Source organism: Streptomyces sp. NPDC006326 (assembly GCF_040612915.1).
In the GTDB taxonomy this organism is placed as follows: Bacteria; Actinomycetota; Actinomycetes; order Streptomycetales; family Streptomycetaceae; genus Streptomyces.
The window spans coordinates 110,152-135,823 of sequence record NZ_JBEXRC010000005.1 but is presented as its reverse complement, the minus strand read 5'-3'; the positions used below and the strand labels follow the sequence as shown (position 1 = coordinate 135,823).

General features: G+C 73.5%; 21 protein-coding genes, 1 tRNA gene and 1 riboswitch. Of the genes, 6 read left to right on the top strand and 16 right to left on the bottom strand.

Annotated elements, in window-relative coordinates; all coding sequences use genetic code 11:
• Positions 1–65: 65 nt before the first annotated feature.
• A complete protein-coding gene (locus ABZ128_RS06155) occupies positions 66–509 on the top strand; it encodes an SRPBCC family protein (RefSeq protein ID WP_356846315.1) in 444 nt (147 codons plus the stop codon).
• A gap of 96 nt (positions 510–605) precedes the next feature.
• Here the strand turns inward: ABZ128_RS06155 and ABZ128_RS06150 are convergent, their stop codons facing one another.
• Together ABZ128_RS06150 and ABZ128_RS06145 are read right to left on the bottom strand one after the other, a co-directional pair.
• A complete protein-coding gene (locus ABZ128_RS06150) occupies positions 606–2,195 on the bottom strand; it encodes an RNA polymerase sigma factor (RefSeq protein ID WP_356846314.1) in 1,590 nt (529 codons plus the stop codon).
• Between the two features lie 226 nt (positions 2,196–2,421).
• Positions 2,422–3,183: a methyltransferase domain-containing protein gene (locus tag ABZ128_RS06145; protein ID WP_356846313.1), complete on the bottom strand. Its 762-nt coding sequence runs from the start codon at positions 3,181–3,183 to the stop codon at positions 2,422–2,424.
• A gap of 104 nt (positions 3,184–3,287) precedes the next feature.
• Positions 3,288–3,381: riboswitch (ZMP/ZTP riboswitch) on the top strand.
• A 28-nt stretch (positions 3,382–3,409) separates the two neighbouring features.
• On the opposite strand from ABZ128_RS06145, the gene ABZ128_RS06140 reads away from it, so the two are divergent.
• Positions 3,410–4,318: a bifunctional 5,10-methylenetetrahydrofolate dehydrogenase/5,10-methenyltetrahydrofolate cyclohydrolase gene (locus tag ABZ128_RS06140; protein WP_356846312.1), complete on the top strand. Its 909-nt coding sequence runs from the start codon at positions 3,410–3,412 to the stop codon at positions 4,316–4,318.
• A gap of 59 nt (positions 4,319–4,377) precedes the next feature.
• On the opposite strand, the gene ABZ128_RS06135 is transcribed toward ABZ128_RS06140, so the two are convergent.
• The 4 genes from ABZ128_RS06135 to ABZ128_RS06120 form a co-directional block, all read right to left on the bottom strand.
• Positions 4,378–5,565, bottom strand: a complete 1,188-nt coding sequence (locus ABZ128_RS06135) for an MAB_1171c family putative transporter (RefSeq protein ID WP_356846311.1) — start codon at positions 5,563–5,565, stop codon at positions 4,378–4,380.
• A complete protein-coding gene (locus tag ABZ128_RS06130) occupies positions 5,562–7,028 on the bottom strand; it encodes an FAD-dependent monooxygenase (RefSeq protein WP_356846310.1) in 1,467 nt (488 codons plus the stop codon). Before ABZ128_RS06130 ends, ABZ128_RS06135 begins: the two co-directional genes overlap by 4 nt.
• A gap of 102 nt (positions 7,029–7,130) precedes the next feature.
• Positions 7,131–7,694, bottom strand: coding sequence for a toxin-antitoxin system, toxin component (locus ABZ128_RS06125; protein ID WP_356846309.1), 564 nt, complete (start codon positions 7,692–7,694; stop codon positions 7,131–7,133).
• Positions 7,691–8,773, bottom strand: a complete 1,083-nt coding sequence (locus ABZ128_RS06120; RefSeq protein ID WP_356846308.1) for a hypothetical protein — start codon at positions 8,771–8,773, stop codon at positions 7,691–7,693. Before ABZ128_RS06120 ends, ABZ128_RS06125 begins: the two co-directional genes overlap by 4 nt.
• A gap of 281 nt (positions 8,774–9,054) precedes the next feature.
• Between ABZ128_RS06120 and ABZ128_RS06115 the strand changes: the two genes are divergently transcribed.
• Entirely contained in the window at positions 9,055–9,483 is a 429-nt protein-coding gene (locus tag ABZ128_RS06115) for a hypothetical protein (RefSeq protein ID WP_356846307.1), read from the top strand.
• On the opposite strand, the gene ABZ128_RS06110 is transcribed toward ABZ128_RS06115, so the two are convergent.
• Both ABZ128_RS06110 and ABZ128_RS06105 read right to left on the bottom strand, forming a co-directional pair.
• On the bottom strand, positions 9,469–10,263 hold the full coding sequence (locus ABZ128_RS06110) for a helix-turn-helix transcriptional regulator (protein ID WP_356846306.1): 795 nt from the start codon (positions 10,261–10,263) through the stop codon (positions 9,469–9,471). The genes ABZ128_RS06115 and ABZ128_RS06110 overlap by 15 nt on opposite strands.
• Before the next feature lie 33 nt (positions 10,264–10,296).
• Positions 10,297–12,102 carry an FAD-dependent oxidoreductase gene (locus ABZ128_RS06105; RefSeq protein ID WP_356846305.1) on the bottom strand — a complete coding sequence of 602 codons (1,806 nt, stop codon included), beginning with the start codon at positions 12,100–12,102 and terminating at the stop codon, positions 10,297–10,299.
• A 182-nt stretch (positions 12,103–12,284) separates the two neighbouring features.
• Between ABZ128_RS06105 and ABZ128_RS06100 the strand changes: the two genes are divergently transcribed.
• The gene (locus ABZ128_RS06100; protein WP_356846304.1) at positions 12,285–12,590 is read left to right on the top strand and encodes a 4a-hydroxytetrahydrobiopterin dehydratase; all 306 of its coding nucleotides are present in this window, start codon (positions 12,285–12,287) and stop codon (positions 12,588–12,590) included.
• On the top strand, positions 12,590–13,342 hold the full coding sequence (locus tag ABZ128_RS06095; RefSeq protein WP_356846303.1) for a class I SAM-dependent methyltransferase: 753 nt from the start codon (positions 12,590–12,592) through the stop codon (positions 13,340–13,342). The genes ABZ128_RS06100 and ABZ128_RS06095 overlap by 1 nt, the downstream gene beginning before the upstream one ends.
• Positions 13,343–13,383: 41 nt before the next feature.
• Here the strand turns inward: ABZ128_RS06095 and ABZ128_RS06090 are convergent, their stop codons facing one another.
• The 7 genes from ABZ128_RS06090 to ABZ128_RS06060 form a co-directional block, all read right to left on the bottom strand.
• Positions 13,384–14,190 (bottom strand): aldo/keto reductase, encoded by an 807-nt coding sequence (locus ABZ128_RS06090; protein ID WP_356846404.1) that lies wholly within the window; start codon positions 14,188–14,190, stop codon positions 13,384–13,386.
• A 163-nt stretch (positions 14,191–14,353) separates the two neighbouring features.
• A complete protein-coding gene (locus tag ABZ128_RS06085; RefSeq protein WP_356846302.1) occupies positions 14,354–15,124 on the bottom strand; it encodes an ABC transporter ATP-binding protein in 771 nt (256 codons plus the stop codon).
• A complete protein-coding gene (locus ABZ128_RS06080; protein ID WP_356846301.1) occupies positions 15,121–17,940 on the bottom strand; it encodes an ATP-binding cassette domain-containing protein in 2,820 nt (939 codons plus the stop codon). Before ABZ128_RS06080 ends, ABZ128_RS06085 begins: the two co-directional genes overlap by 4 nt.
• 9 nt (positions 17,941–17,949) lie before the next feature.
• Positions 17,950–19,218, bottom strand: a complete 1,269-nt coding sequence (locus tag ABZ128_RS06075) for an ABC transporter substrate-binding protein (protein WP_356846300.1) — start codon at positions 19,216–19,218, stop codon at positions 17,950–17,952.
• A gap of 122 nt (positions 19,219–19,340) precedes the next feature.
• Positions 19,341–21,164: a long-chain fatty acid--CoA ligase gene (locus tag ABZ128_RS06070; protein WP_356846299.1), complete on the bottom strand. Its 1,824-nt coding sequence runs from the start codon at positions 21,162–21,164 to the stop codon at positions 19,341–19,343.
• Between the two features lie 199 nt (positions 21,165–21,363).
• Positions 21,364–22,992, bottom strand: coding sequence for a serine/threonine-protein kinase (locus ABZ128_RS06065; protein ID WP_356846298.1), 1,629 nt, complete (start codon positions 22,990–22,992; stop codon positions 21,364–21,366).
• A gap of 110 nt (positions 22,993–23,102) precedes the next feature.
• Positions 23,103–23,187 (bottom strand) — tRNA-Leu (locus ABZ128_RS06060).
• Between the two features lie 207 nt (positions 23,188–23,394).
• Between ABZ128_RS06060 and ABZ128_RS06055 the strand changes: the two genes are divergently transcribed.
• Complete coding sequence (locus ABZ128_RS06055; protein WP_356846297.1) at positions 23,395–24,564, top strand: low temperature requirement protein A; 1,170 nt, start codon at positions 23,395–23,397, stop codon at positions 24,562–24,564.
• On the opposite strand, the gene ABZ128_RS06050 is transcribed toward ABZ128_RS06055, so the two are convergent.
• Positions 24,548–25,489, bottom strand: coding sequence for a beta-ketoacyl-ACP synthase III (locus tag ABZ128_RS06050; protein WP_356846296.1), 942 nt, complete (start codon positions 25,487–25,489; stop codon positions 24,548–24,550). The genes ABZ128_RS06055 and ABZ128_RS06050 overlap by 17 nt on opposite strands.
• Between the last annotated feature and the right edge of the window lie 183 nt (positions 25,490–25,672).

Sequence of the window (25,672 nt, the reverse complement as noted above, 5' to 3'; positions counted from 1 at the left end):
AGCGTGGAGTCCGGACAGGAACCGGGAACAGACGGGGAGCCGGCAGGGGGCAGTGAGGGGTCGCCATGTCCGCGATCAGACAGAGCATCGACATCGCCCGCCGTCCCGAAGAGGTCTACACCTACCTCACGGATGCCACGCACCTGCCGGAGTGGCAGGCGAGCGCGGTCTCGGCCCGCCCGCTCGACGGCGCGCCGCCGCACGTGGGGCAGCGCCTCGCCGTCACCCGCCGGATGGGCGGGCGGCGGTTCCCGATGACCATGGTGGTCATGGAGCTCGACCCGCCGCGGAGCTGGCACATCCACGGAGTCGACGGCCGCGTGCGCGGCGACGTGCGCGGGACCATCGAACCGCTCGACGACGGCAGGCGCTCGCGCGTCACCCTGGCCCTCGACTTCGAGGGTCACGGCATCGGCAAGGTCATCGCCCCCCTGATGGTCAAGCCGTTCGCCCGCAAGGAGATGCCCCGCAGCGAGGAGAAGCTCAAGCACCTGCTCGAACACGCCTAGGCACGGACAGGGGCCGGGGTCCTGACGGGCCCCGGTGCACGGGCACCCTGCGGATCGGGCGCATACGCCCGGTCCGCAGGGTGCCCGCCCGACGGCTCAGTCCAGGTAGTCGCGCAGCACCTGGGAGCGGGACGGGTGGCGCAGCTTCGACATCGTCTTGGACTCGATCTGGCGGATCCGCTCACGGGTGACCCCGTACACGCGGCCGATCTCGTCCAGCGTCTTCGGCTGGCCGTCGTTGAGGCCGTACCGCATGGAGACCACGCCCGCCTCCCGCTCGGAGAGCGTGCCCAGGATGGACTGGAGCTGCTCCTGGAGGAAGGTGAAGGAGACCGCGTCGGCCGGGACGACCGCCTCGGAGTCCTCGATGAGGTCACCGAACTCGCTGTCGCCCTCCTCACCCAGCGGGGTGTGCAGGGAGATCGGCTCGCGGCCGTACTTCTGGACCTCGATGACCTTCTCGGGGGTCATGTCGAGCTCCTTGCCCAGCTCCTCCGGAGTGGGCTCCCGGCCGAGGTCCTGGAGCATCTGGCGCTGCACGCGGGCGAGCTTGTTGATGATCTCGACCATGTGCACCGGGATGCGGATGGTGCGGGACTGGTCGGCCATGGCACGGGTGATCGCCTGCCGGATCCACCAGGTCGCGTAGGTGGAGAACTTGAAGCCCTTGGTGTAGTCGAACTTCTCGACGGCACGGATCAGGCCGACGTTGCCCTCCTGGATCAGGTCCAGGAAGAGCATGCCGCGGCCGGTGTAGCGCTTGGCCAGCGAGACCACGAGGCGGAGGTTGGCCTCCAGCAGGTGGTTCTTGGCACGGCGGCCGTCCTCGACCAGGATCTCCAGCTCGCGACGGTAGGCGGGCTTGTGGTCCTCCTCTTCTTCGAGCTTGTACTCGGAGAAGAGTCCGGCCTCGATCCGCTTGGCGAGCTCGACCTCCTGCTCGGCGTTGAGCAGCGGCACCTTGCCGATCAGCTTCAGGTAGTCCTTGACGGGGTCGGCGGTGGCACCGGCCACCATGACCGTCTGCGCCGGGGCGTCGTCCTCGTCGTCGTCGGACAGGACGAAGCCCTGGGCGCCGCCCGCCTTGGGCGCCTCCTCCTCGACGTCGTCGACGAGGTCCTCGGCAGCCCAGTCCTCGCCCTCGATGACCGGGGTCTCGCCCTCGTCGGCGTCCTTGGCGGTGGTCTTCTTGGCCGCGGCGGTCTTCTTGACCGCGGTCTTCTTCGCGGCGGTCTTCTTGACCGTCCGCTTCTTCGGCTCGGCGGCGGCCTCGGCCGACACCTCTTCCGCGGCGGGCGCGGTCGCCGCAGCGGGTATCGCCGCCGCGGCGGCGGGCGCCGTGGCGGCGGCCGAGGCCTTGCGGGCGCCGATGGGGCGCGGCGCGGCGGCCGCCTTCTTGGTCACGGTGCGGGCAGGCGCAGCGGCCGCCTTGCGGGGCTTCTTGGCGGCAGCCTTCGTGGCGGGCGCGGCGCTGACGTGCAGCGCGACACCCTCCTCGTCCAGGACCTGGTTCAGGCTGCGCAGGACCCGCTTCCACTGGTCCACCGGGATGCGGCCTGCCTCGAAGGCCTGGCGCACGTCGTCACCGTTGATGTGACCCTGCTCGCGGCCGCGCTCGACGAGCGCGACGAGGGCCTCCGATTCGGCGATCTCCGGAGGGAACGTACGGGACGGGCTGAGCGACACAAGGAGCCTCTCGTTGCGAACAGATAGGGAGTGGGCGGGACATCATCGCGCGGACTCGGGAAAACAGACCCGGCGGGGTCTGTATTCCGGGGCCGCGCGAGGACACCTGTCGGTTCATCGCATGCCCGAGTCGATTCGTTACGCGCTGAATTGAGTGACCTGCGCCACGCTGTGGGCGGGCAACCGATCCGCTGGGGATCCGTCCGCGCCTCCTCCGCCTCCCCCGTCAGCCCGATTTGCGGGCTTCGATGAGGAAACGGGCGGTGTGCGCCACGAACGGGCCTTCGCGTTCGATCTGTTCGTGGAGCTCTCGCAGCCGGTCCCGGTACTGCCCGACCGTGAAGCCGGGCACCATCCAGATCACCTTCCGGAGAAAGTAGATCACGGCTCCGATGTCGTGGAACTCCGTACGCAGTCTTTCGGAGCGCAGGTCCACCACTTCAAGGCCGGCCTTGCCGGCTCCGGCGACCGCGTCCTCGGGGTGCCGGGCCCGCCGGACCTCCTCCGGCTGCGGTCCGAGGAAGTACTCGACCAGCTCGAAGACGCTCGCCGGCCCGACCTGCTGGGACAGGTAGGTGCCGCCCGGCTGCAGCACCCGGGCGATCTCCTCCCACCAGACGGTCACCGGGTGCCGGCTGGTGACGAGCTCGAAGGCCGCGTCGCCGAACGGCAGGGGCGGCTCGTCGGAGTCGGCGACCACGACCGCGCCGAGCGGGTGCAGCAGCCGGGTCGCCTTCTCGATGTTCGGCGGCCAGGACTCGGTGGCCACCATCAGCCTCGGCAGGGCGGGCACCCCGGCCAGCACCTCTCCGCCGCCGGTCTGTACGTCGAGGGCGGAGCGGACCCGGGCGAGGCGCTCGCCCAGCAGCCGGTGGTAGCCCCAGGAGGGGCGCTGCTCGGTGGCCCGCCCGTCCAGCCAGGAGAAGTCCCATCCGTCCACGGAGACGGACTCCGCCTCGGCCACGAGGTGGTCGAAGGTGCGTGTCATGGCCCCATCGTCCCAGCCGGAGCGCCGGTGATCCACCGGTTTGACCGCTTGTGGGTGGTCTCCGCGCCTTCCCCGGTGGACCGGCGTCCGCGTCGATTAGAGTGGGACCGGGCCGTGACTGGCGTTCGGGTGGATCACCACCGGGGAGCGGCCCGGCGCACCCCCGTGCGCCGACTGCCGCGCGCCTGGGCGAACCGCGATCCCGCAGCGACGCTCAGGAGACCCCATGACGACTGCCCAGTCCGTTCCGCAGGCCCCGACCGGTGAGCAGGCGCAGACCGCCCGGCTCATGGACGGCACCGCCCTCGCCCGCCGTATCTCGGAGCAGACCGCGGCCCACGCGGCGAAGCTCACCGAGCGCACCGGCACCGCGCCCTGCCTCGCGACCGTGCTGGTCGGCGAGGACCCCGCCTCCGTCACCTACGTCCGCATGAAGCAGAACCGCTGTGCCAAGGCCGGGATCACCTCCCGCCACGTGGAGCTGCCCGCCGAGACCACCACCGAGGAGCTCGTCGCCGCGATCACCGCCCTCTCCGAGGACCCGGAGATCAGCGGCATCCTCCTGCAGCACCCCGTCCCGCACCACATCGACGAGCGGGCCGCCTTCGAGGCCATCGCCCCGGGCAAGGACGTCGACGGCGTCACCATGCACTCCTTCGCCGCCATGGGCTTCGGACTGCCGGGCTTCGTCTCCTGCACCCCCGGCGGCATCATGCGCCTGCTCGCCGAGTACGACGTGGACCTCACCGGCAAGCACGCCGTCGTCGTCGGCCGCAGCGCCATCCTCGGCAAGCCGGCCGGCATGCTGCTGCTGGAGCAGAACGCCACCGTCACCTACTGCCACTCCCGCACCCGGGACCTGTCCTCGATCGTGCGCCAGGCCGACGTGCTGGTCGCCGCGGTCGGCAAGGCCGAGTTCATCCGGGGCGAGGACATCAAGCCGGGCGCGGTGGTCCTGGACGCCGGGTACAACGAGGGCAACGTCGGCGACGTCCACTTCGAGTCCGCCGCCGCCCGTGCCTCGCTGATCACCCCGGTTCCCGGCGGGGTCGGCCCGATGACCATCGCCGTGCTCCTGGAGCAGACCGTGCAGGCGGCCGCCGCCCAGGCCGGCCTCGCGCTCGCCGACCTCTGACGCCGGCGCCGCCGCTCCCGGCCACGCCGCGCCCCGGACCCTGCGCCGGGGCGCAGCCCCTAGGGGCGGCCGCAGACGTCCCGGCGGGCGGCCGCCACGATCGGGGACCTGCGGAACTCCCACGCCAGCGCCGCCAGCGGCCGGGAGTCCAGGCGGTGCGGATCGGCAGGGCCCTGGGCGGCGGCTCCCTCCCGGGCCGCCGCCAGATCCGCCACCTCCCGGCGCCGGCACGCCGCCGCCAGCATCGCCGCGTCGGCGACGATCGCGGCCCGCTGCTCGCCGAGCCCCTCTCCGCGCGCGGTCTCGTACGCGGCGCACCGCACGGCGGGGTCGAACCAGCTCGCCAGGGCCAGGATCCCGTCGTCGATCACCGACTCCCGGTGGATCAGCCGGATGCCGACCGGCGACCACCAGGTGAGCGGCACGGTCTGCGCACTGGACGCCGCGAACCCGCGCAGCGCCTTCCACAGCGGGTACAGCCGCCGGTACCGGCTGAAATCGCGCCAGGCCGCCGACCCGCCGATCAGCGGCACGATGAACCCGCTCCCCAGCAGCAGGGCCGCCGCGGCGCCGAGCGGCGGCGCCACGTACGTGGACAGGTCGTCCCAGTCGCGCCCGCTCCAGCGGGCACCGACGGCGGCCCACTTCGCGACCAGGAAGCCCACGTCCAGCGCCCCGCCGAGCATGACCAGCGCCAGCCCGGTGCGCAGCGGGCGCATCGAGGGGGACACCCGCCGCATCCACGTCCAGCACAGCAGGGTCAGCGTCGTGCTGCCCACGGTGTGCGCGAGCAGGTAGCAGGCGATCATCTCCCGCAGCCACGGGGTGTTGGCGTAGTAGGTGTCCAGGTCGCGGACCCGTTCCACCGGTGCGTCCCCCATGGAGAAGAGGGAGACGATCAGTACCGCGACGGCGCTGTATGCGGCGATGGTCAGGCGCGTGGCCCGGCGCACCCCGGGGGTGGGGCGGCTGCCCCAGTGCAGGATCAGCACGATGCAGGCTCCCGAGAACGCGGTGAGCATGCTGTACACCAGCGGTGCCGAGAAGTTGACGATGCCGGTCAGCTCGTTGACCGCGACGATCGTCGGCGGCGCCGCGAGGAACATGACGAGGGTGCCGACCGCCAGCAGCGTGCAGACGGCGCGCACGGTGGGCTGCCCCCAACTGCGGCGCAGCGTGGGCGCTTTGATCAGCAGGGCCACGCCGATCACCACCCCCGGCACGTACAGGATGAGGCTGTCGCTCATCGGGCCTGGCCGACGGGGCCCACCGGCCCCACGGGGTCGGCCGGCTCCACCGCCTCCGCGGCGGCGTCCCGGTCGAGTCCCGCGACGGCCCGCTCGGCGGCGGTCAGCGGCGCCGCCTTCAGCGCGCCCCGGTCCGAGGCCCGCAGGACGTCCCACACCACGGACGGGCGGACCCAGTAGGCGGGAGAGCTGTTCATGGTGATCACCTGGAGGAGGGCGCGGGCCAGGCTCTGGCGGGTGGTGGCCCCGGTCATCAGCCGGTCGACGTACGCGGTCAGCAGACCGGCTCCGGCCCGCGGCTTCATGCCGGTGGCGCCGGGGTAGAGGATGTCCTGAGAGGTGGCGAGGTCCCAGGCCGTGGACACGAGGGGGGCCAGCGCGCGCTGCGCCTCGCGGCCGATGGCCGGGTGGGCGAGCCCCTTGGCGCGCAGCAGGGCGCGTACGGCCAGCAGGCCCTGGGCGGCGACCGTCATGCCCTGCCCGTACAGCGGGTTGAAGGTGGCGACCGAGTCGCCGACCGCGAAGAAGCCGTCGGGCAGGTCGGCCTTCTCGAAGTAGAGCCGCCGGTTGGCGGTGCCCTGGGTGACGGTGACGTCCGTCAAGGCCTTGCGGTGTTCCAGGAGTTCACCGACGATCGGATCGCGGACGCCCTTCGCGAACGGGACGAAGGCATCGGGGTCGGAGGTGGGCTGACCGCCGCGGGTGCCGGACAGGGTGGCCTGCCACTGCCCGTTCTCGATCGGCACGATCGTCGCCGTCTGCCCGGGTACGGGCACGCGCGGGTCGGACTGCACGTTGATGATCGGGAAGCCCATGGCGTGCGCGCCGGCGGGCGCCTCGAAGACCCGGGTCGCGTAGACGAGCCCGGAATCCACCTCGGCCTGCCGGATGCCGCTCAGCCCGAGCTCCTGGAGCCAGATACGGGCCCGGGAGCCGCGCCCGCTCGCGTCGACCACCAGGTCGGCGGAGACCAGCCGGCCCTTCTCCTGCGGGGTGTCGACCCGTACGCCGGTGACCCGGTCGGCCGTGCCCTCCAGCGAGCGGACCCTGGTCTGCTGGAGGGTGCTCACGCCCGGCAGTCCGACGACACGGGCCCGGACCACCGCGTCGAGGAGGTCGCGGCTGCACGAGATGTTGAACTGCATCTCGCGGTGCCGCGGCAGCCAGCCCTGGGCGGTCTTGGTGACCAGATCGGTGGGCAGGCTGCGGCGCATCGCCCCCGCGGCCGTCCATTCCCCGGTGATGCCCGGCAGGATCGCCTCGATGGCGCGCGCCCCGCCCGACCACAGGAGGTGCACGTGCCGGGCCTGGGGCAGCCCGCGCCGCGGCTCCGGCCCCTCGGGCAGCGTGTCCGCGTCGATGACGGTGACCGTGGCGTGTTCCGCGAGGACGGCCGCCGCGAGCAGACCGGCCAGACTGCCGCCGATGACGACGGCATGGCGGCGCGGGGAAGACTGGTTCATCGTGAGGCGCTCTCTGTCAGGGCCGTGCTCGGCGCAGCGGCGGAGGAGGTGCTGGGCGGGGGAAGCAGGGACCAGGTGCCGGGTGGCCTCACCGGTGTGCGCTCAACGTCCCCAGCCGAAGGAGGTCTTGATGCGTTCGATCGCCTCGGGGAACTGTTCTTCGCAGGGCGCCGGCAGGAAGGCCTTGAGGATCTTGCCGAGGTACAGGCCGAAGGTCTCGGCCTGGATCTCGGCCGGATCCTCCCCGGCCGCGCGGGCGGCCGCCTGCCGGACCACGCCGCCCAGGCCGGCGTCCGCCCCCAGCAGCCGTCCGAGGTCTCCGCCGGGGCCGGTCAGCCGGGCGGCCACGGCGGGTCCCGGCCCGTGCCGGTCGCAGGCGCCTTCCTCCACGTGCCATAACTCGTGGCAGGCGATGACGAGCTGGTGCTCGGGCCGGGTGTGCTCCTCGATGACGAGCAGGTCGCGGTCCGCCATCTGGAGCCACAGTCCGCTGGCCGTGTCGGGCGGGAACCCGGCGAACCGGAACGTCACCGGCCGCCCCCCGCGCCTGCGGCCGTACGCGGCGCACAGCCCCGCGATGATCTCGCCCGCCTCGGCGGGCGGTGTCAGGCGGGCGTCCGCCAGCAGATCCTCGCCGAGCTTCCGCATGGTCCGTGTGGTCCTCATCGCGCTCCCCCCTCGGCAGCCAGTTCCCGCTCGCGCACCGCACCCCCCGGATCCCCCCGGCCGGCGAGCGGACGCCCGAGCTGGCCCTCGCGGGCCAGCAGGTCGTCCAGATGGTCGGCCAGCGACTTCCAGCCCGCAGGCGAGAGGCGGCCGGCCCGCGTGAGGATGCTGCGTACGTCGTGCGCCCTCAACACCGCGAGCATCGGGTTCTCCGCGTCCCGCTCGGCGGCTTCGAGCTGGCGCTCGATGCAGGTGAGCGCGCAGCCGACCGCCTCGGCGTCGTCGGCCAGCAGGAAGCCGCTCTCGACGCCGTAGAAGCGCTGGATCCCGGCGGCGGCGGCCAGGCTGGGCAGGCCCTCGCCGCGCACCAGGCGGGTGAGCGACTGCCCGGACGCGTCGAAGGACTGGGCGATGGCGGCGAGCGAGTGGGCCTGGCCGTCCTCGCGCGGGCGGGTGCGGCGCAGGTGCTCGAAGCGCCTGCGGACCTGCTCCTTCAGCGGCAGCTGCGGCGGCCTGCCGTCGAGGGTGAGCCGGATCGCCTGCGGTGACATGCCCGTGAGGTACGAGAGGTGCTCCAGGTCGTCCGCACTGCCGGAGCCGGAGCCGGAGCCGGAGCCGGCGGCGCCCGGGGCGGTGCCCGGTGTGCCCGAGGCGGTGGCCAGGGCCCGTTCCACCGCGCTCTTGCTGTCGGCGAGGAGGAAGCCGGCGTACACCCCGAAGAACCGCTGCACTCCCGCCGCGTGGCCCAGCCCGGGCAGGCCGGTGCCCGCGTTGAGCGGGCCCAGGGAGGCACCGGGCGCGTCGAACTCCTCGGCGATGGCGGCGAGCGAGAACTCCCGGCCGTGCTTGTCGCGCCGGGTGGCGCGCAGCCGCAGGAAGCGCCGGTGCACCCGCGGGCACAGGCCCTCCTCGGGCGCCGTACCGGCCACCACCCCCGGGACGAGGGCGGGTTCCACGCCGGACAGGTGGCTCAGCCGGGCCGGATCCAGCACGTCGGCCGGGTCCCGGCCACACCGCTCCGCCAGCGCCGCGACACGGGCCCAGGCCGCGGCGAGGTCGGTTCGTGCGGCGGCTGGCACCGTGATGTCTCCACTGTCGAGAGGACGTTCGAGCGTTGCGGGCTGCGTGAAGCCTAGCCTCCCGCTCCGCGGCGGGACAGGAGAACCCCAACGTTTCTTGCGATGCGGATCAAAGAACGTTGGGCGCTCCACCGGCCCGCGGGCCGGGCATGACCTCGCAGGTAATCGACCCGGCCGCGGCCCGGCGGCAGAGTGGGGGCATCGGGTTTCCGGAGCCGTGCACTCGGTTCCGGGACCCGGCCCATTCCACCCCGGCCCACCTCGACGGAGGCTGATCCGCCATGTCCGCAACCCTGCTCGCCGGCTTCGCCCGCACCACCGCACCGCAGACCGCGCTGCGCCGCTTCCTCGCCCTCGACGCCGTGGTCACCACCGGGAACGGCCTCGCGTACGCCGCCTTCTCCGCCCCGCTCGGCCGCTTCCTCGGGGTCGGCCAGACCGCCCTGTTCGAACTGGGGCTCTTCCTGGCCCTCTTCGGCGCGGGCGTCGGCCGGCTGGCCTCGCGCCGCCGCCCGCCGGTCCTCCCGGTGCGGTGCGTGATCGAGGCCAACTACGCCTGGGCGGCCCTCAGCCTGGTCTCCCTGCTCCTGTGGAGCGCCCCCACCACGGCGGGACTGGTGTGGATCCCGGTGCAGGCGGTCACCGTCGCCCTCTTCGGGGCGTGCCAGCAGCTCGCCCTGCGCTCGGCCGCGGACTCAGGGACCCAGTGAGCGCAGGAACTTCGCCGTCGCCGGGTCGGCCGGGAGGAAGGTCTCGATGGCCAGCTCGGCGACGGTCACGTCCATCGGCGTGTTGAAGGTGGCGATGGACGACACGAAGGAGAGCAGCTGCCCGCCGTGCTCGATCACCAGCGGGAGCGCCACGTGGGGGACCGCCTCGTCGGGCTCGGTGCCGCCCGGCCGGTCGGGGACCGGATAGGCCGCCACCTCCTCGTACAGCGCCCGCAGCGGCGCGGAGCGGGCCAGGGCGATCTGCCGCTCCATCTGGGCCAGCAGGTGCCCGCGCCACTCCTTCAGATTGCGGATCCGCGGCGCAAGGCCCTCGGGGTGCAGGGTGATCCGCATGGCGTTGAGCGGCGGGGCCAGCAGGTGCCCGGGCAGGCCGTCCAGCAGCATCGCGATGCCCCGGTTGGCGGCGACGACGCGGTAGGTGGCGTCCACGACCAGCGCCGGGTACGGCTCGTAGCCGGTCAGCAGGCGCTCCAGCCCCTCGCGCAGCGTCCCCATGGCCGGGTCGTCCAGCGGGGTCTGCGCGTAGTGCGGGGCGTAACCGGCCGCCAGCAGCAGGGCGTTGCGTTCCCTGACCGGTACGTCCAGCCGGTCCGCGAGCCGCAGCACCATCGCCTCGCTGGGCCGGGACCGGCCGGTCTCGATGAAGCTGATGTGACGCGAGGAGGAGCCGGCGCGGCCCGCCAGCTCCAGCTGGCTGATCCCGCGCCGCTCCCGCCAGGTCCGGAGCAGTGCGCCTACCGTGGGCCTCGTGGTGGTCATGCCCACGACGGTAGTCGAGGGCGTCGGCCCAGCTCAGCCCACGTCGAAGACATTCCGCAGGCCGAGACGGTAGCGCCACTGGTCGTGCCGCCTGGACGGTTCCAGCTCCGGCGCCCGGTACATCGGTGCGACCAGGCAGCGCTGCGCAGCGGAACCCTCCCGGTCCAGCAGGGCGTTGACCGCAGCACGCGCGGAGGCGTTGGCGCCCTCCATCGTCGCCAGGTCGATGTCCACGGCGACGTAGTCCCCGCTGAGGAAGAAGTTGGGGATGCGGGTTCCCGCGCTCGGCCGGTTGTGGAAGGTGCCCGTCGGGTGGATCAGCAGCTGGTCCTGGTTGGTCGGGTCCGGGGTGCCCAGGCCGTCCACGCCCGGGTCCAGGAACCAGGAGTGCAGGGCGCCGTCCTTCAGCAGGGTCTTCCCGGTGTCGTTGAGCGAGGCCTTCAGCTGCGCCCAGACCTCCCGGGCCACCTCCTCGCGGGTGCACTGCTTGGCCGTCTTCCCGTACAGGATCCCCGGCTTGTCCCAGTCCGAGATGTCCACGGACAGGCAGTCCACCGCCACCCCGTCGCCGTAGTCGGCGGGGAAGTCCCGCGCGGGCCAGTGCTCCGCCTGCTGGATCGCCGTCAACGACCAGGGCGAGTCGATGCAGTTCAGGTGGCCGTGGACGAGCGGGGCACGCTCGGTCAGGTAGAACTGGATGCCCGTCATCCAGTCGGTCTCCAGCCGGTCGCAGCGCTCCAGCATCGGGTCGGCGGCCCGCAGGGCGGCGCTCCAGGTGCGGCGGGCGTGCTCGACGGGCAGCGCGGACACGTAGTGGTCGGCGGTCACGGTCTGCCGGGCGCCGGTCGGGTCCAGGACCGTGACCCCGCTCACGCGGCCGGCCCCGTACTGCACCTCCTGCACGGTCCAGCCGATCCTGAACTCCACGCCCAGCGACCGCAGATGGGCCTCCCAGGGGTCGATCCACGCCTCGTTGGTGGGCAGGTTGAGGATCCGGTCCGGCGGCCCGTCGGCTCCGCGCCCCAGCGCGTTGAAGACGAAGGCCTCGCCGAGGGCGCCGACCGTACGGGTGGAGGCCTCCTCCGCCTTGGTTGCCACGATGTTGCGGGTGATGCCGACCGCGAGGATGCGCTGGTACTCGGTGGACATCCGGGCCGCGCGTACGAAGTCCCACCAGGGGGTGTGCTCCCAGACCTCGTTGCGGCGCTCGTCGCAGCTGGTGAGGAAGACCAGCACCCGGTCGACGAAGTACGCGGTCTCGTGCAGGGGCAGCCGCACCACGGACTGGAGGATGCCGGTCAGGGCGCGGCGGATCTCGTCCGGCGTGAGGACGGCCGTCGACTGGCCCGGCCAGGGGATGGGGGCGCGCAGGTCCTCGCGGCCGGCGGCCCGGGCGAACATCATCTCGGGCGGCGCGACCAGGTTGTCCCAGACGCCGTGGGCGTTGCCGGGGAAGGGGATGCGCCGCATGGTGTCGGGCAGGTTGTGGTAGATGCCCGGGATGAAGCGGAAGCCGTGCTCGGCGGGCAGCGGGCGCCGTCCGCCGCGGGCGCTGCCCGGGACGTCCATGCTGCGGGCCTTGCCGCCCAGGGCGCGGCGCTCGTACACGGTGACGGCGAAGCCCCGCTCGGCGAGTTCGTGGGCCGCGGTCAGCCCGGCGACCCCGCCGCCGAGGACGGCGACCCGGCGCCCGTTCGGCGCGGCGGCCCGGGCACCCGGCGCGGCCGCCCGGTCCTCGGCGCGGGCGGGGGAGGGCAGCGCGCCGGAGACCCCCACGGCCCCGGCGGTGGCCGCGGCCCCCGCGAGGAAGGTGCGCCTGGAACTGCCTGTGCGCGTCATGAAGAGGCCCCCCTTGAGGTCCATTACCGGCGGTAACAGTCACGTCCGGCGCAGGAGCATAAGGGTGGCGCCGTGGCCCCGGAAGGCACGGAACTACCCGCACGCACTATGGCGGGAAAGCTTCCCTCCGGCGCGCGCTGTGGGAACCTTGACACCACGTCACGGGGAAAAGGAGCCGGTGCATGCCGAGTGAGCCGCTTTCGCAGAAGGAGATCGAGGACCGGTTGCGGGAACTGCCCGGCTGGTCGCTCGAAGACGACCGGATCGTCCGCACCTACCGGCTGGGCACGCACTTCGCGGCCAGCGCCCTCGTCGCCCACATCTCCTCCGTTCAGCAGGAGTTGAACCACCACTCGGACCTGACCCTCGGCTACAACACGGTCCGGCTGTCGGTGAACACGCACAGCGCCGGCGACACGGTGACGGAGGCCGACTTCGCGCTCGCGGAGCGCGTGGAGGCCCTCGCCCCCGCCCACGGCGCGAGCTGATGCCGCCGGCCGGGCCCCTGCTGGACTACGACGCCGAGGCGCAGGCCTACGACGCCACCCGCGGCGGCACCCCGCGGGCCGAGGCCGCCGGCCGGGCGGTCCTCGCCCTGCTCCCGGCCACCGCGGGCACGCTCCTCGACCTCGGCTGCGGGACGGGCATCGTCACCGCCCGGCTGAACCGGCCCGGCCTGCGCACGTACGGCGCGGACGCCTCGTACGGCATGGCCGCCATGGCGGCGCGCCGGGGGGTCCCGGTGGTGCTCGCCTCCGGGACCCGGCTGCCGCTGCGCTCCCGGTCGCTGGACGCCGTGAGCGCCGTGTGGCTGCTGCACCTGCTGCGGGAACCGGGCACGGTCGCGCACCTGGTCGCCGAAGCCGGCCGGGTGCTGCGCCCCGGCGGGGTGTTCATCACCACGGTGGACAAGGACGCCGCGCACGACGTGGGCAGCGACATCGACGCGCTGCTCGCACCCCACCTGACCACCGCCCCCGCCGACGCGGCCGACACCGTGTCGGCGTACGCGGCCCGGGCGGGCCTGACACCGTACGGCGAGGCCCGGTTCACCGGCCACGGCCAAGGGCGCACCCCCCGCGGGGCGGCCGAGGCGCTGCTCGCGGGCCGGTACGCCTCCCGGATCAGTCCGCGCGGGACCACCCCGCGGGAGCTGGCGGCCCGGCTGGCGCTGCTGCCCGACCCGGACGCCCCGCGGGCGGAGCCCGTGTACCGGATCCGCGGCTACGTGCGCGGCTGACGGCGCGGGGCCCGTCGGGGACTTCGGGCGGACCCCGCCGGTCAGACGTCGAAGACGGCGGGATCCGGCCCGATCCGCCGCGCCGCGGGGCCCCGGCCCAGGGCGTCCAGCGCGGCGAGGTCCTCGGCGTCGAGCGCGAAATCGAAGATCTCGGTGTTCTCGCGGATCCGCGCGGGGGTCACCGACTTCGGGATGGCGATGGTGCCCAGCTGGAGGTGCCAGCGCAGCACCACCTGCGCGGCGGAGCGCCCGTGCTTGGCGGCGACGGCGCCGACCGCCGGAAGGGTCAGCAGCTCCTTGCCCTGGCCCAGGGGGGACCAGGCCTCGGTGGCGATGCCGTGACGCGCGTGCAGCGCCCGCAGTTCGGGCTGCGGGAACAGCGGGTGCAGCTCGATCTGGTTCACCGCCGGGACGAGACCGCTCTCCGCCGCGAGCCGCTCCAGGTCCACCGGGCGGAAGTTCGACACGCCGACGGCCCGGGCCCGCCCGCTCGCCGCGATCTCCTCGAAGGTCTTCCAGATGCGGACGAAGTCGTCGCGCATCGGACGCGGCCAGTGGATCAGGTACAGGTCGATCCGGTCCAGGCCCAGCCGGTCGAGCGAGTCGTCGAAGGCCCGCAGCACCTCGTCGCGCCCCCAGCGCCGGGACGGCCCGTTCCACAGCTTGGTTGTGACGAACAGCTCCTCGCGCGGTACCCCGGCGGCGGCCAGTGCCCGGCCCGTGCCCGCCTCGTTGCCGTAGACGGACGCCGTGTCGATGCTCCGGTAGCCCGCGGGGAGCGCAGTGGCGACCACCTGCTCGGCCTCCGCGTCCGGGACCTGCCAGACGCCGAAGCCGAGCCGGGGCATGAGGACGCCGTTGTTGAGCCGTACGGCGGGGATGGCGGGGACCTGGTTCACGTCGGGCTGTTCCCTCGGGTCGTCGGAGGCCGTACGGCCGGCTGCGCGGGCGGCAACCGGCCTCCCCCGCACCCTATTCCCGCTTCCCCGCACCGGCTCCCCGGACGGCCTGTCAGGAGGCACCCAGATAGGCCTCCCGCACCAGCGGATCGGCCCGGACCTCGGCCGCCGACCCCTCGGCGAGGACCGTCCCGAGGTCCAGGACGACCACCCGGGCGCACAGCTCCATCACGAAGGCCACGTCGTGCTCGACCAGCAGCACCGCGCACCCCTCCCCGGCCAGCCGCCGCACGACCGCCGCGAGCTGCCCGCGTTCGGGCGCGGACATCCCGGACGCCGGCTCGTCGAGGAGCAGGACCCGCGGCGGATCGGCCACCGCGCGGGCCAGTTCCACCATCCTGGCCTGCCCGACCGGCAGCCCGCCCGCGTACGCCGCCCCCAGCGCCCCGACACCGCACGACCGCAGGACCCGCTCGCCCCGCTCCCGCCGCGCCCGCTCCCGGCGGCGCCGGGTCGGCGAGCCGACCAGATCCGCGGCCCAGCCACCGCCGCCGCCCCGCCACTCCTGCGCCACGAGTACGTTGTCGGCGACGCTGAGCTGCCCGAACAGCTGTTGGCGCTGGAAGGTCCGGCGCATCCCGTGCCGGGCCCGCCACACGGGGGAGCGGCGGGTGATGTCCTCCCCGTCCAGCAGCAGCCGCCCCCGATCGGGGCGCCGGATCCCGGACAGCACGTCGAACAGCGTCGTCTTCCCGGCGCCGTTCGGCCCGATCAGCCCGCACACCTCACCGGCCCGTACGACGAGGTCCACCCCCGTCAGAGCCCGCACCCCGCCGAAGCGGACGCTGATCCCCGACGCCTCCAGCACCACCCCGCCGCTCATCGGCCCGTCCCCAGGTACGCCTCGGCGAGCCGGTCGGCCTCCACCTCCGCGCGCGGCCCGCACCAGGACACCCGGCCCTGGGAGAGGCAGGCCACCGTGTCCGCGACCCCGAGGATCCCAGCTGCCTTCTCCTCCACCAGCAGCAGCGCCGTCCCGGCGTCGCGCAGTTCGGTGAGCAGCACGTACACCTCCTCCACGACGCGCGGCGCGAGGCCGAGCGAGGGCTCGTCGGCGACCAGTACCGCGGGCGGCCGCTGGAGCAGCGGAGCGAGCGCCAGCAACTGCTGTTCCCCGCCGGACAGCGCGCCCGCCGCGACGCCCCGCCGCTCGCGCAGCCGGGGGAAACGCCCGTACACGGCGTCCCGCTCGGCGGAGTCCCTCAGGTACAGCGCCAGGTTCTCCTCGATGCTGAGCGAGGGGAAGATGCCCCGGCCCTCCGGAGCGAGCAGCACCCCGGCGCGCGCCCGGGCCACGGCCCGCCGGCCGGTCAGGTCCCGCCCGCCCACGTGGACGCTCCCGCCGGTGACGTCCAGCAGCCCGGCGGCGACGCGGCAGGCCGTGCTCTTCCCGGCCCCGTTGGGTCCGAGCAGGGCCAGGATCTCCCCCTTCCGCACGAGGAGGTCCACCCCGCGCAGGACGAGCCCCCCGTCGTACCCGGCGCTGACGCCGCGCAGCTCCAGCGCGGGCGCTGCGGAGCCGGGCCCCGCGGGGCTTTCCCCCGCCCCGCCCCTTCCCCGAACCGGCCTCCGCCCGGGCCCGGGCCCCGGGGTCAGGACCCCCGCGGCGGCGGCGCCGGAACCCCGGACCGCTCCGGGAGACCCCCCGCCGCCCGCACCGCTCCCGACGGCGCCCGTACCGGCCTCCGCGGCGCCCGCACCGGCCTCGGCGGTGGCCGTACCGGCTGCGCGGGCGGCGCGTCGGCGGGCCAGGCGGACCGGAACCGCCGCGCAGTACCCGTCGGGGTCGTTGGCCAGGGCCAGACCCGCCAGCCCGAAGAGGATCACGGGCAGGTGTGCCGAGGCCGTCACGTGGTCCGCCAGCACCCGCGGGGCCACGGCGTACACCAGCCCCGCCACCACCGCGTACTGCGGCCGCCGCACCCCCGCCGCGACCACCACCGCCAGCCAGACCAGCCCCGTCATCGCCGTGAAGTCGGTCGCGGTGATGCGGGTGTTGTACGAGGCGTACAGCACGCCCCCGAACCCGGCCAGCCGCGCCGACAGCGTGAACAGCAGCAGCTTCGTACGCAGTACGGACACGCCCGAGGCCATCGCCGCCGCCGGCGCCGACCGGACGGCCAGCATCGCCCGGCCCGAGGGGGAGTTGCGCAGGGCGCCCAGGGCGGCGGCGGCCGCGGTGACGAGGACGAGCAGCGCCACCCCCAGCGCCCGGTCGTCGGAGAGGTCCACCGGACCGAACACCGGGCGGGGGACGGACCACCCGGCATCACCGTTGCGCAGCCACCGCAGCTGGAAGAGCACCTGGTCCGCGAGGAACGCCAGGGCGAGGGTGGCCAGGGCCAGCGACCTGCCGCCCAGCCGCAGCGCCGGCAGGGCGGCCAGCGTCCCCAGCGCCGCCGCGGCGCACGTCCCCACCGCCAGGGCCAGGGCGAACGGCCAGCCGCGGCTCATCAGCATCCCGGCGACCAGCGCGGCCCCCGTCACGAACGTGGCCTGGGCCAGCGAGACCATGGCCCCCAGGCCGGTCACCACGGTGAAGGACATGAACACCAGCCCCACGGCGAGCCCTTGCGCGAGCAGCCCGCTCCAGAACGGCGTGGTCACCGTGTAGAAGGCCGTGGCCAGCAGGGCGGCGGCCACGGCCCACCCGCCCCAGCGCCGCCCCCACCGGGCCCCGGCCAGGTGGTCCACCGCCGGGGTGTCCACCGCCGCGGTCCCCGCCGTCCGCGCCCGCCGGGTCAGCACCAGCAGCCCGCCGAACAGCACCAGGAACGGCACCGCCGTCCGGAACCCGGTGACGGACTCGGCGAAGGTCGCGTACCCGGCCACCAGGTTCTGCAGCACCCCCAGGCCGAGCCCGCCCGCGAAGGCGAGCGGTACGGAGGCGAACCGCCCGAGGGCGGCCGCCGTGGCCGAGACGAAGAGGAACAGGGTGAAGTCGTGGGCCGACAGCCCCAGCAGCGGGGTCGCCAGCACCCCGGCCAGCCCCGCGAGCCCCGAGGAGATCATCCACGCCACCGAGGACAGCCGGTCGGCGCTGATCCCGCGCAGTTCGGTCAGCGAGCGGTTGTCCACGGCCGCCCGCAACCGCAGCCCGAGCCGGGTGTGCCGCATCAGCACCCACAGGGCCGCCGCCGCGACCGCCGTCACCACCCAGGTGATCAGCTGGTCGGAGTCGATGCCGACCCCGTGCGTGACCTGCCAGGAGGCGGCGGGGCTCGGCCCCACTCCCGGCAGGCCGAACTGGTTCTCCGCCGGGACCACCCGGGCTCCGGCTTCCGCCAGCAGCTCCACCGCCCACAGCCCGGCCGCGGGCAGCGCCACCAGCAGCCCGATGGTGGCCACGATCTGCGCGGTCTCCCCCACCCGCGCGAGCCGCCGGAACATCAGCCGGTCCAGTCCCCAGCCGAGTCCGGGGGCCAGCACGCCCACGACCAGCAGCGCGGCCGGGACCGCCGGCCATCCGAGCCCGGAGTGCAGCTCGTGGAAGACCAGCGCGCACAGGTAGGCGGTGGCTCCGTGCGCGAAGTTGAACAGCCCGGACGCCGAGTACGACAACACCAGCCCGGTGGCGAGCAGCGCGTACAGGGCCCCGGAGACCAGACCGCTCAGGACGAGGACCAGCAGCTCTCCCATGGGTCCGGCCTACTTGAACGGGACCGGGGGGTGGCACTTGAAGGGTACGGAGACCTCGTACGCCCCGTTCTTCAGTTGGACCAGTGCCCCGCAGCCGAAGCTGTCCTTCTGCCCCTTGGGCTCGGCCCGGTCGCCGACGAGGGTGCCGGTGTCGGAGAAGCTCTGCGCGGCGTTCTGGAAGTGCGTGACGGTGAGGTCCTTGCCCGCCTTCTGCGCGATGGACACGAACAGGTCCGCCGACATGTACCCGGTCAACATGTGCATGCTCAGGGGGACCTCCTGGCCGCCCGAGGCCGCTTTGACGTCGGCCTTGAACTGCGTCATCGCCGGGCTGTCCGACTCGAAGGGCTCGAACTGGAGCAGGACGTGCACCCCGTCGAGGGCCTGCCGGGTGGCGTCCTTGGCGAGCAGCCCCGGGTCGTAGTCGGTGGGGTCGGTGAGCAGGCCCTTGTACCCGGCGCGCTTGAGGGCGGTGAACAGACCGATGTTGTTGGGGGTCTGCATGACCGACACGACCGCGTCGGGGGCCTTGCCTTCGTTCGCGGTCAGGATCTCCTTCACGTACGCCGACCAGTCGCTCGGCACCGCGGTGCCCGGTACCGAGGCCTTGGCGTAGGAGACGGTGAACCCGGCGCTCGCGAAGCCCTGCTGGAAGGTGCGGATGCCGAACTTCCCGGCGTCACTGTCATTGGCGATGACCGCGACCGACTTGCCCCGGGCGCCGCCCAGGAGCGCGGCGATGCCCTCGGGCCAGGTCTGGTTGAGGGTGCCGCCGGGGGAGGGGACGAGGCAGCCGTTGAACCCGTAGATGTACCGGGGGCCGCAGAAGGAGGGCAGGGTGCCCCAGCCGAACGTGGGGACCTTCTCCTGCTCCAGGAAGTCGGCGCCGGAGAAGGTGACCGAGCTCATCGGCGCGACCGCGAAGACCTTGTCCTGCTGGACGAGCTTGCGTGCGGCGGCCAGGTTCTTGGCGGGGTCTTGGCCGTCGTCCTCCGCGCCCAGGTATTCGATCTTGCGCCCGTTGATCCCGCCCTCGGCGTTGGCCCGCATGTACCGGGCCCTGGCTCCGAGGTCGGTGTCCTTCTTGCTGTAGCCGCCGGCACTGGTCATGGAGACGATGCCGCCGACTCTGATCGAGTGGTCGGTCACCCCCCGGAAGTTGGCGGCCGCGGCGCTGTCCGGCTTGCCGGGGGAGGTGGCCTTGGAGGCGGAGTTGCAGGCGGAGACGAGCGCGAGCGCCGCCGCGGCAGCGGCCAGGGCGCGGATCGGACGCAGCATGGGGGATCCCCTCCGGTCGGAATCCCCGCATTCTGTGCGGGAGCTGACGGTGCGTCAATACGATGGAAGGCATCGAAGTGACGGTTCGTCAGAAAGCCCTCAGGGAGTGGCGGGCCAGGTGGTCACGCCTGGTAGAGAGCCGCCACCTCCACCGCGTACGCCTTCTCGATCGCCCGCCGCTTCAGCTTCAGCGAGGGCGTCAGCAGGCCCCGCTCCTCCGTGAACTGCTCCCCGAGCACCCGGAAGGTGCGGATGGCCTCGGCCTGCGAGACCAGCGTGTTGGCGGCCACCACCGCACGGCGCACCTCCGCCTTCAGATCCGGGTCGTGGACCAGCTGGGCGGCCGGCAGCTGCGGTCGGCCGCGCAGCGACAGCCAGTGCGCGACGCCCTCCATGTCGAGCGTGAGGAGCGCGGCCACGTACGGCCGGTCGTTGCCCACCAGCACGCACTGCGAGACCAGGGGATGCGAACGCACCCGCTCCTCCAGGGCCGTCGGCGACACGCTCTTGCCGTTGGAGGTCACCAGGATCTCCTTCTTGCGCCCGGTGATGACGAGGTACCCGTCCTCGTCCAGCCTCCCGAGGTCCCCGGTCGCCAGCCAGCCGCCCCGCAGCACCTCCTGCGTGGCGCGCGGATCGCCCAGGTACCCGGAGAAGACGTGGCCACCGTGCAGCCAGACCTCCCCGTCCTCGGCGATGTGCACTGTACTGCCCGGGATCGGCAGGCCCACCGTGCCGTACTTGGTGGCACCCGGCGGGTTGGCTGTGGCCGCCGCGCTGGACTCCGTCAGCCCGTACCCCTCGAAGATGGTGATCCCGGCGCCGTCGAAGAACAGCCCGAGCCGGCGCGACATCGCCGAACCGCCCGACATGGCGTGCCGGACCCGTCCGCCCATCGCCTCGCGGACCTTCCCGTACACCAGCCGCTCGAAGAGCTGGTGTTCCATGCGCAGCGCCGCCGACGGTCCCGGCCCGGTGCCGAAGGCCTTCTGCTCACGCGCCTCGGCGTACCGGACGGCCGTCTCCACCGCCCGGTCGAAGGCGTTCGTGCGGCCCTCCGTCTCCGCCTTGCGCCGGGCCGCCGCGAAGACCTTCTCGAAGACGTACGGGACCCCCAGCACGAACGTCGGCCGGAACGCGGCGAGGTCCGGCAGCAGCTCGGCGGCCGCCAGCACCGGCTGGTGCCCGAGCTTCACGCGGGCCCGGACCGCCGCCACCTCCACCATCCTCCCGAACACGTGCGCAAGCGGCAGGAACAGCAGCGTCGAGGGCGTTTCCCCCGGCCCGGCCTGGAAGACGGACTCCCAGCGGGCCACCATCGTGTCCGCCTCGTACATGAAATTGCCGTGGGTGAGCACGCAGCCCTTGGGGCGCCCGGTGGTCCCCGAGGTGTAGATGACGGTGGCGACGGCATCGGGCGTGACCGCGCGGCGGTGGCGGTGCACCACGTCCTCGTCGACCCCCCGCCCGTCCGCGACCAGCGAGTCGACGGCCCCGGCGTCGAGCTGCCACAGCCTGCGCAGACCGGGCAGCCCCTCGATCACCGACCCCACGGTCATGGCCTGGTCCTCGTCCTCCACGACGCAGGCGACGCAGTCGGAGTCCTGCAGGATCCAGTGCACCTGCTCGGCGGAGGAGGTCGGGTAGACGGGCACCGGCTGGGCCCCGACCGACCACAGCGCGAAGTCGAACAGGGTCCACTCGTACCGGGTCCGGGACATGACGGCGACCCGGTCCCCGAACCGCACGCCCTGCGCCAGCAGCCCCCGCGCCAGCCCGAGCACCTGCCCGGCGAACTCCCCCGAGGTCACGTCCTGCCACAGCCCGCCGGTCTTCCGCCCGAGCACGATCCGGCCGGGCTCCTCCTGGGCGTACCGGAAGACGACGTCGGCGAGTCCGCCGACGGGTGGGTCGGTGACGACCGGTGGGACGGTGATCTCGCGCATGCCCCGCTCCTCTCCCCGCAGCGCGGCGACGCTACCCCACGCCCACCCGCGGTCGATCACCGCGGGAAGACCTCCACAAGACCTCCCCAGGGGCAGAGGGGGAAGGGCGGGTCGCCAGGGAAACTCCCCGCGGCGCCGGTCCGGAAACGCGGAACGCCCCGCCGATCATGTGCGCGGTTTCGGGGGCGGGCTGGCGTGCTCAGCGGTTCGCGGCTGCGGGCCCGCCCGGAACGAAGGAGTCCAGGGCCGTGTCGAAGTGGCTCCGCGCCTCGGCGAGCCGGCCGACGGGCGCCGACACCCACACGTCGTACAGGCGGCCGTCGTCCTCCCAGCAGACGTCGAAGGTGTGCCGGGCGCCCTCGGAGGCGCTGAAACCGTTCCAGGTGAACTCCCAGAGCGCGGCGGGCAGTCCGTCGTGCGTGGTCGGGACGACCGTGCCGTCGCGGTATCCGGGATTGGTGGCCGGGCCGTTCGCATGGGCGAGCCGCATCACGCCGACCGGCCCGGCGGGCGCCGCCGCCTGGAGCTTCACGCCGATCCGGAACGCACCGTCCGGTGACACGTAGACGACCCGCTGGTCGTCGGTGGTGCGCTGGAAGCCGGCGGGCACGGCGAGGCTGAAGCCTTCCGCGTCGGACACCGACCGGTAGCCGGCAGGCGCGGGCTTCGGTGTCGCGCCCGCCGCCGACGCGGGGGCCGTGGCTGCGCGCGTGGGCGTGCCCGGCGCCGACGGGGCGGGGGAGTGCGCCGGGGGAGCGGCACCGGCGGAGTCCGTCGCCCCGCGCGCACCGTCACCGAAGCGGGAGGTCAGCAGTACCGCGCCGCCGACGGCGATGACGAGGAGCACGGCGATCAGCCCCGCCCGTGCGGCGGGCCGGACTCGCGGCACCTGCCGGGCCTGCTCCGGGGAGGGGGCGGACGGCCGGGTGACGTGCTCGGTCGGCGCATAGCCGACCGCGGCGGCGGAGCCGGACGCCGGGGCCGGGGCCGGGACCCGCCCGACGGCGGGGACCGTTCCGGTGCTCACGTAGGCCGACAGCAGCCGCTCGGCCTCAGCCGCCCCCATCCGCCGCTCCGGGAGCCGCTCCAGCAGGCCGCGGATCACCGGGGCCAGCGGCCCCGCCTGCGCCGGCGGCCGGATCTCGTCGTACACCACGGCGTGCAGCACCCCGCCGAGCGAATCCCGGTGGAACGGCGACTTGCCCGTCAGCGCCGCGCAGAGCAGGACCCCGAGCGACCACAGATCGGACTCGGGACCCGCGGACGCCCCCTGCATCCGCTCGGGCGAGGTGTACTCGGGCGAGCCGACGAATGCACCGGTCTCACTGATCGTGGTGGACCCCGCGAGCCGCGCGATGCCGAAGTCGGTGAGCACCACCCGCCCGGTGCCCGCCTCCATGAGGACGTTGGCGGGCTTGACGTCCCGGTGCAGCACCCCGCGCGCGTGCGCCGCGGTCAGCGCGCCGAGCAGGGCGAGCCCCATCCGGGCGGTCTCGGCGGGGCCCAGCGGCCCGTCGCCGCTGAGCCGGTCGGCCAGCGAACCGCCGTCGACGAGCTCCATGACGATGTGCGGCCGCCCGTCGTGCTCCACCACGTCGTGCACCACGACGACGTGTGCATGCCTGACCTGCGCGACGGTCCGGGCCTCCCGCAGGGCCCCCCGGGTGTCGGTGCCCCCCTCGACGTGCAGCTCCTTTACGGCCACGGGCCGCCCCAGCAGCTCGTCGGAGGCCCGCCAGACGGTCCCCATGCCGCCTCTGCCCAGCCGCTTCTCCAGCCGGTAGCGCCCGGCGATCACCCTGCCGGCGTCCGGCCCGTCGTACGACACGTTGCTTCCCCTCCGACCCCGTGCGCCCATGATGCCGCACCACGAGATCGGCCTCCGCGGCCCCCGGGGAACAACGCAAAAAACCCCACCGAAGTGGGGTTCCTGCTCTGTGTCCGAGGGGGGACTTGAACCCCCACGCCCGATAAAGGGCACTAGCACCTCAAGCTAGCGCGTCTGCCATTCCGCCACCCGGACCGGTGGTCGGCCCCGGTTTCCCGCGGCGACAAGGACAACAATAGCAGGGGATCGAGGTGCTTCCGACCAGGTATTCGGTCCGGGCCCGCTCGCTGACCTGCACGCATGTCCCGCAGGACCTGACGGGATGCGGCATCCCGCTGGACACGCGGGGCGGCGAGCCGGTCGGATGGGCGCCGCAAGGACGGAAGGCCGGGGGAGCCGCGCATGGAAACCGAGCACCGCGTCAGCACGCTGGAGCTGTTCTTCGATCTCGTATTCGTCTTCACCATCACGCAGCTGACGGTGCTGCTCGCCGACGACCTCAGCCTCCGGGGCGCGGGACAGGTCGTCGTGATCTTCACCGTGCTGTTCTGGATGTACGGGGGCTACGCACACCTGACCAACCAGGTGCCGCCCGACCGCACGGCGCGCAGGGTGCTCCTCATCCTGGCCATGGGCGCGTTCCTCGTGTGCGCGCTCGCGGTGCCGACCGCGTTCGGCGCCGGCGGGGTCGCCTTCGGCCTCGGCTACCTGTGCGTCGTGCTCGTGCACAGTGCGCTCTTCACCCAGGCGCACGGGGCGGGCGTCCTGTGGTTCGCGCTGCCCAACGTGCTGTGCGCGCTCGCGGTGACGGCCGCGGGGTACTTCGACGGACCGCCCTCGTGGGGGCTGTGGCTGCTCGCGCTGCTGATCCAGTTCCTGGTGCCGCAGGTGGTGCAGCGGGCCGCCGCCGGCGGGACGAAGGAGGCCGCGAGCACCGGGGGGACGACCACCACCGTCAGCGACCAGCTCGGCGGCATGAGCTCCGGCCACCTCGTGGAGCGCCACGGACTGCTGCTGATCATCGTCTTCGGCGAGTCGGTGATCGCCATCGGCATCGGCGTCGGCTCGCTGGCCCTGTCCCCGGGCATCGCCGCGGGTGCCTTCCTCGCCCTGGCCGTCGCGTCGGCCCTGTGGTGGATGTACTTCGTACGCGACGAGGGGCGGGCCGAGGAGGTCTTCGCCGAGACGGCGCCCGAACGGCGTTTCAAGCTGGCGATGCTCGCCTACTACTACGCCTTCCTGCCCATGCTGCTGGGCATCGCGGCCTTCGCCGCCGGGGTCAAGAAGACCATCGGGCACCTCGGCGAGCACCTCGACCCCGGCCCGGCGGTGGCCCTGGCCGGCGGGGTGGCGGTCTACCTGGCCGGAGACCTGGCTTTCCGGGCCGTACTCGGGATCGGCCCGGCCCGCTTCCGGACGGCGGCCACGGTGCTCGTCCTGGCCACCATCCCGCTCGGCACGGCGGTCGCCGGGATGTGGCAGCTGCTCGGCCTCGTCGTCGTCCTGATGGCCGCGCTGGCGGCGGAAGCCCGCTCCTGCCCGGCCCCCGCAGACCCTACGGGCAGCGGATGACCTGGCCGGCGTACGAGAGGTTTCCGCCGAAGCCGAAGAGCAGGACCGGGGCGCCCGAGGGGATCGCGCCGCGCTCCACCAGCTTCGACAGGGCCATCGGGATGCTGGCGGCCGAGGTGTTCCCGGAGTCGACCACGTCGCGGGCGACGACCGCGTTGACCGCGCCGATCTTCTGGGCCAGCGGCTCGATGATCCGCAGGTTCGCCTGGTGGAGGACGACCGCGGCCAGCTCCTCGGGGGCCACGCCGGCCTTCTCGCACACCTTGCGGGCGAGCGGCGGCAGCTGGCTGGTCGTCCAGCGGTAGACGGACTGCCCTTCCTGGGCGAAGACCGGCGGCGAACCCTCGATCCGGACCGCGTGGCCCATCTCGGGCACCGAGCCCCACAGGACCGGGCCGATCCCGGGCTCCTCGCACGCCTCGACGACGGCCGCGCCGGCCCCGTCCCCGGTCAGGACGCAGGTGGTGCGGTCGCTCCAGTCGGTGATCTCCGTCATCTTGTCCGCGCCGATGACCAGGGCGCGGGTGGCGGAGCCCGCCCGGATGGCGTGGTCGGCGGTGGCCAGGGCGTGCGTGAAGCCCGAGCAGACCACGTTGAGGTCCATGACGGCGGGGCTGCTGCCCATGCCCAGCTTGGCGGCCACCCGGGCGGCCATGTTGGGGGACCGGTCGATCGCGGTGGAGGTGGCCACGAGCACGAGGTCGATCTCGTCCGGGGTCAGCCCCGCGCCGGCCAGGGCCTTGCCCGCGGCGTGGAACGCCAGCTCGTCGACCGGCTCGTCCGGACCCGCCATGTGCCGGGTCCTGATGCCGACCCGCGAGCGGATCCACTCGTCGCTGGTCTCGACCATGGCCGCGAGGTCCTCGTTGGTGAGCACCTTGGCGGGCTGGTAGTGCCCAAGCGCCACCACGCGTGAACCTGTCATGGGCGGGGTCCCCCTTGTATACGGCAGTCAGATGCCCCAGCTTGACCTGCTACCGGTGGGTAGGGGTGCGCGTGAACCAACAGGATTACCGCCCTCGGATTTGGAGATTCCGGAGGATCTTCCTGCCGGGAGCCCCGCCGACGGCGGATCCGCGAGAATGGGCCCCGTCAGGCGCACGCACGG

Coding starts and splice junctions, on each gene's coding strand:
- ABZ128_RS06155 (WP_356846315.1), top strand. CDS start 66: ATGTCCGCGATCAGACAGAGCATCGACATCGCCCGCCGTCCCGAAGAG.
- ABZ128_RS06145 (WP_356846313.1), bottom strand. CDS start 3,183: ATGACACGCACCTTCGACCACCTCGTGGCCGAGGCGGAGTCCGTCTCC.
- ABZ128_RS06140 (WP_356846312.1), top strand. CDS start 3,410: ATGACGACTGCCCAGTCCGTTCCGCAGGCCCCGACCGGTGAGCAGGCG.
- ABZ128_RS06135 (WP_356846311.1), bottom strand. CDS start 5,565: ATGAGCGACAGCCTCATCCTGTACGTGCCGGGGGTGGTGATCGGCGTG.
- ABZ128_RS06130 (WP_356846310.1), bottom strand. CDS start 7,028: ATGAACCAGTCTTCCCCGCGCCGCCATGCCGTCGTCATCGGCGGCAGT.
- ABZ128_RS06125 (WP_356846309.1), bottom strand. CDS start 7,694: ATGAGGACCACACGGACCATGCGGAAGCTCGGCGAGGATCTGCTGGCG.
- ABZ128_RS06115 (WP_356846307.1), top strand. CDS start 9,055: ATGTCCGCAACCCTGCTCGCCGGCTTCGCCCGCACCACCGCACCGCAG.
- ABZ128_RS06110 (WP_356846306.1), bottom strand. CDS start 10,263: ATGACCACCACGAGGCCCACGGTAGGCGCACTGCTCCGGACCTGGCGG.
- ABZ128_RS06105 (WP_356846305.1), bottom strand. CDS start 12,102: ATGACGCGCACAGGCAGTTCCAGGCGCACCTTCCTCGCGGGGGCCGCG.
- ABZ128_RS06100 (WP_356846304.1), top strand. CDS start 12,285: ATGCCGAGTGAGCCGCTTTCGCAGAAGGAGATCGAGGACCGGTTGCGG.
- ABZ128_RS06095 (WP_356846303.1), top strand. CDS start 12,590: ATGCCGCCGGCCGGGCCCCTGCTGGACTACGACGCCGAGGCGCAGGCC.
- ABZ128_RS06090 (WP_356846404.1), bottom strand. CDS start 14,190: ATGCCCCGGCTCGGCTTCGGCGTCTGGCAGGTCCCGGACGCGGAGGCC.
- ABZ128_RS06085 (WP_356846302.1), bottom strand. CDS start 15,124: ATGAGCGGCGGGGTGGTGCTGGAGGCGTCGGGGATCAGCGTCCGCTTC.
- ABZ128_RS06080 (WP_356846301.1), bottom strand. CDS start 17,940: ATGGGAGAGCTGCTGGTCCTCGTCCTGAGCGGTCTGGTCTCCGGGGCC.
- ABZ128_RS06075 (WP_356846300.1), bottom strand. CDS start 19,218: ATGCTGCGTCCGATCCGCGCCCTGGCCGCTGCCGCGGCGGCGCTCGCG.
- ABZ128_RS06070 (WP_356846299.1), bottom strand. CDS start 21,164: ATGCGCGAGATCACCGTCCCACCGGTCGTCACCGACCCACCCGTCGGC.
- ABZ128_RS06055 (WP_356846297.1), top strand. CDS start 23,395: ATGGAAACCGAGCACCGCGTCAGCACGCTGGAGCTGTTCTTCGATCTC.
- ABZ128_RS06050 (WP_356846296.1), bottom strand. CDS start 25,489: ATGACAGGTTCACGCGTGGTGGCGCTTGGGCACTACCAGCCCGCCAAG.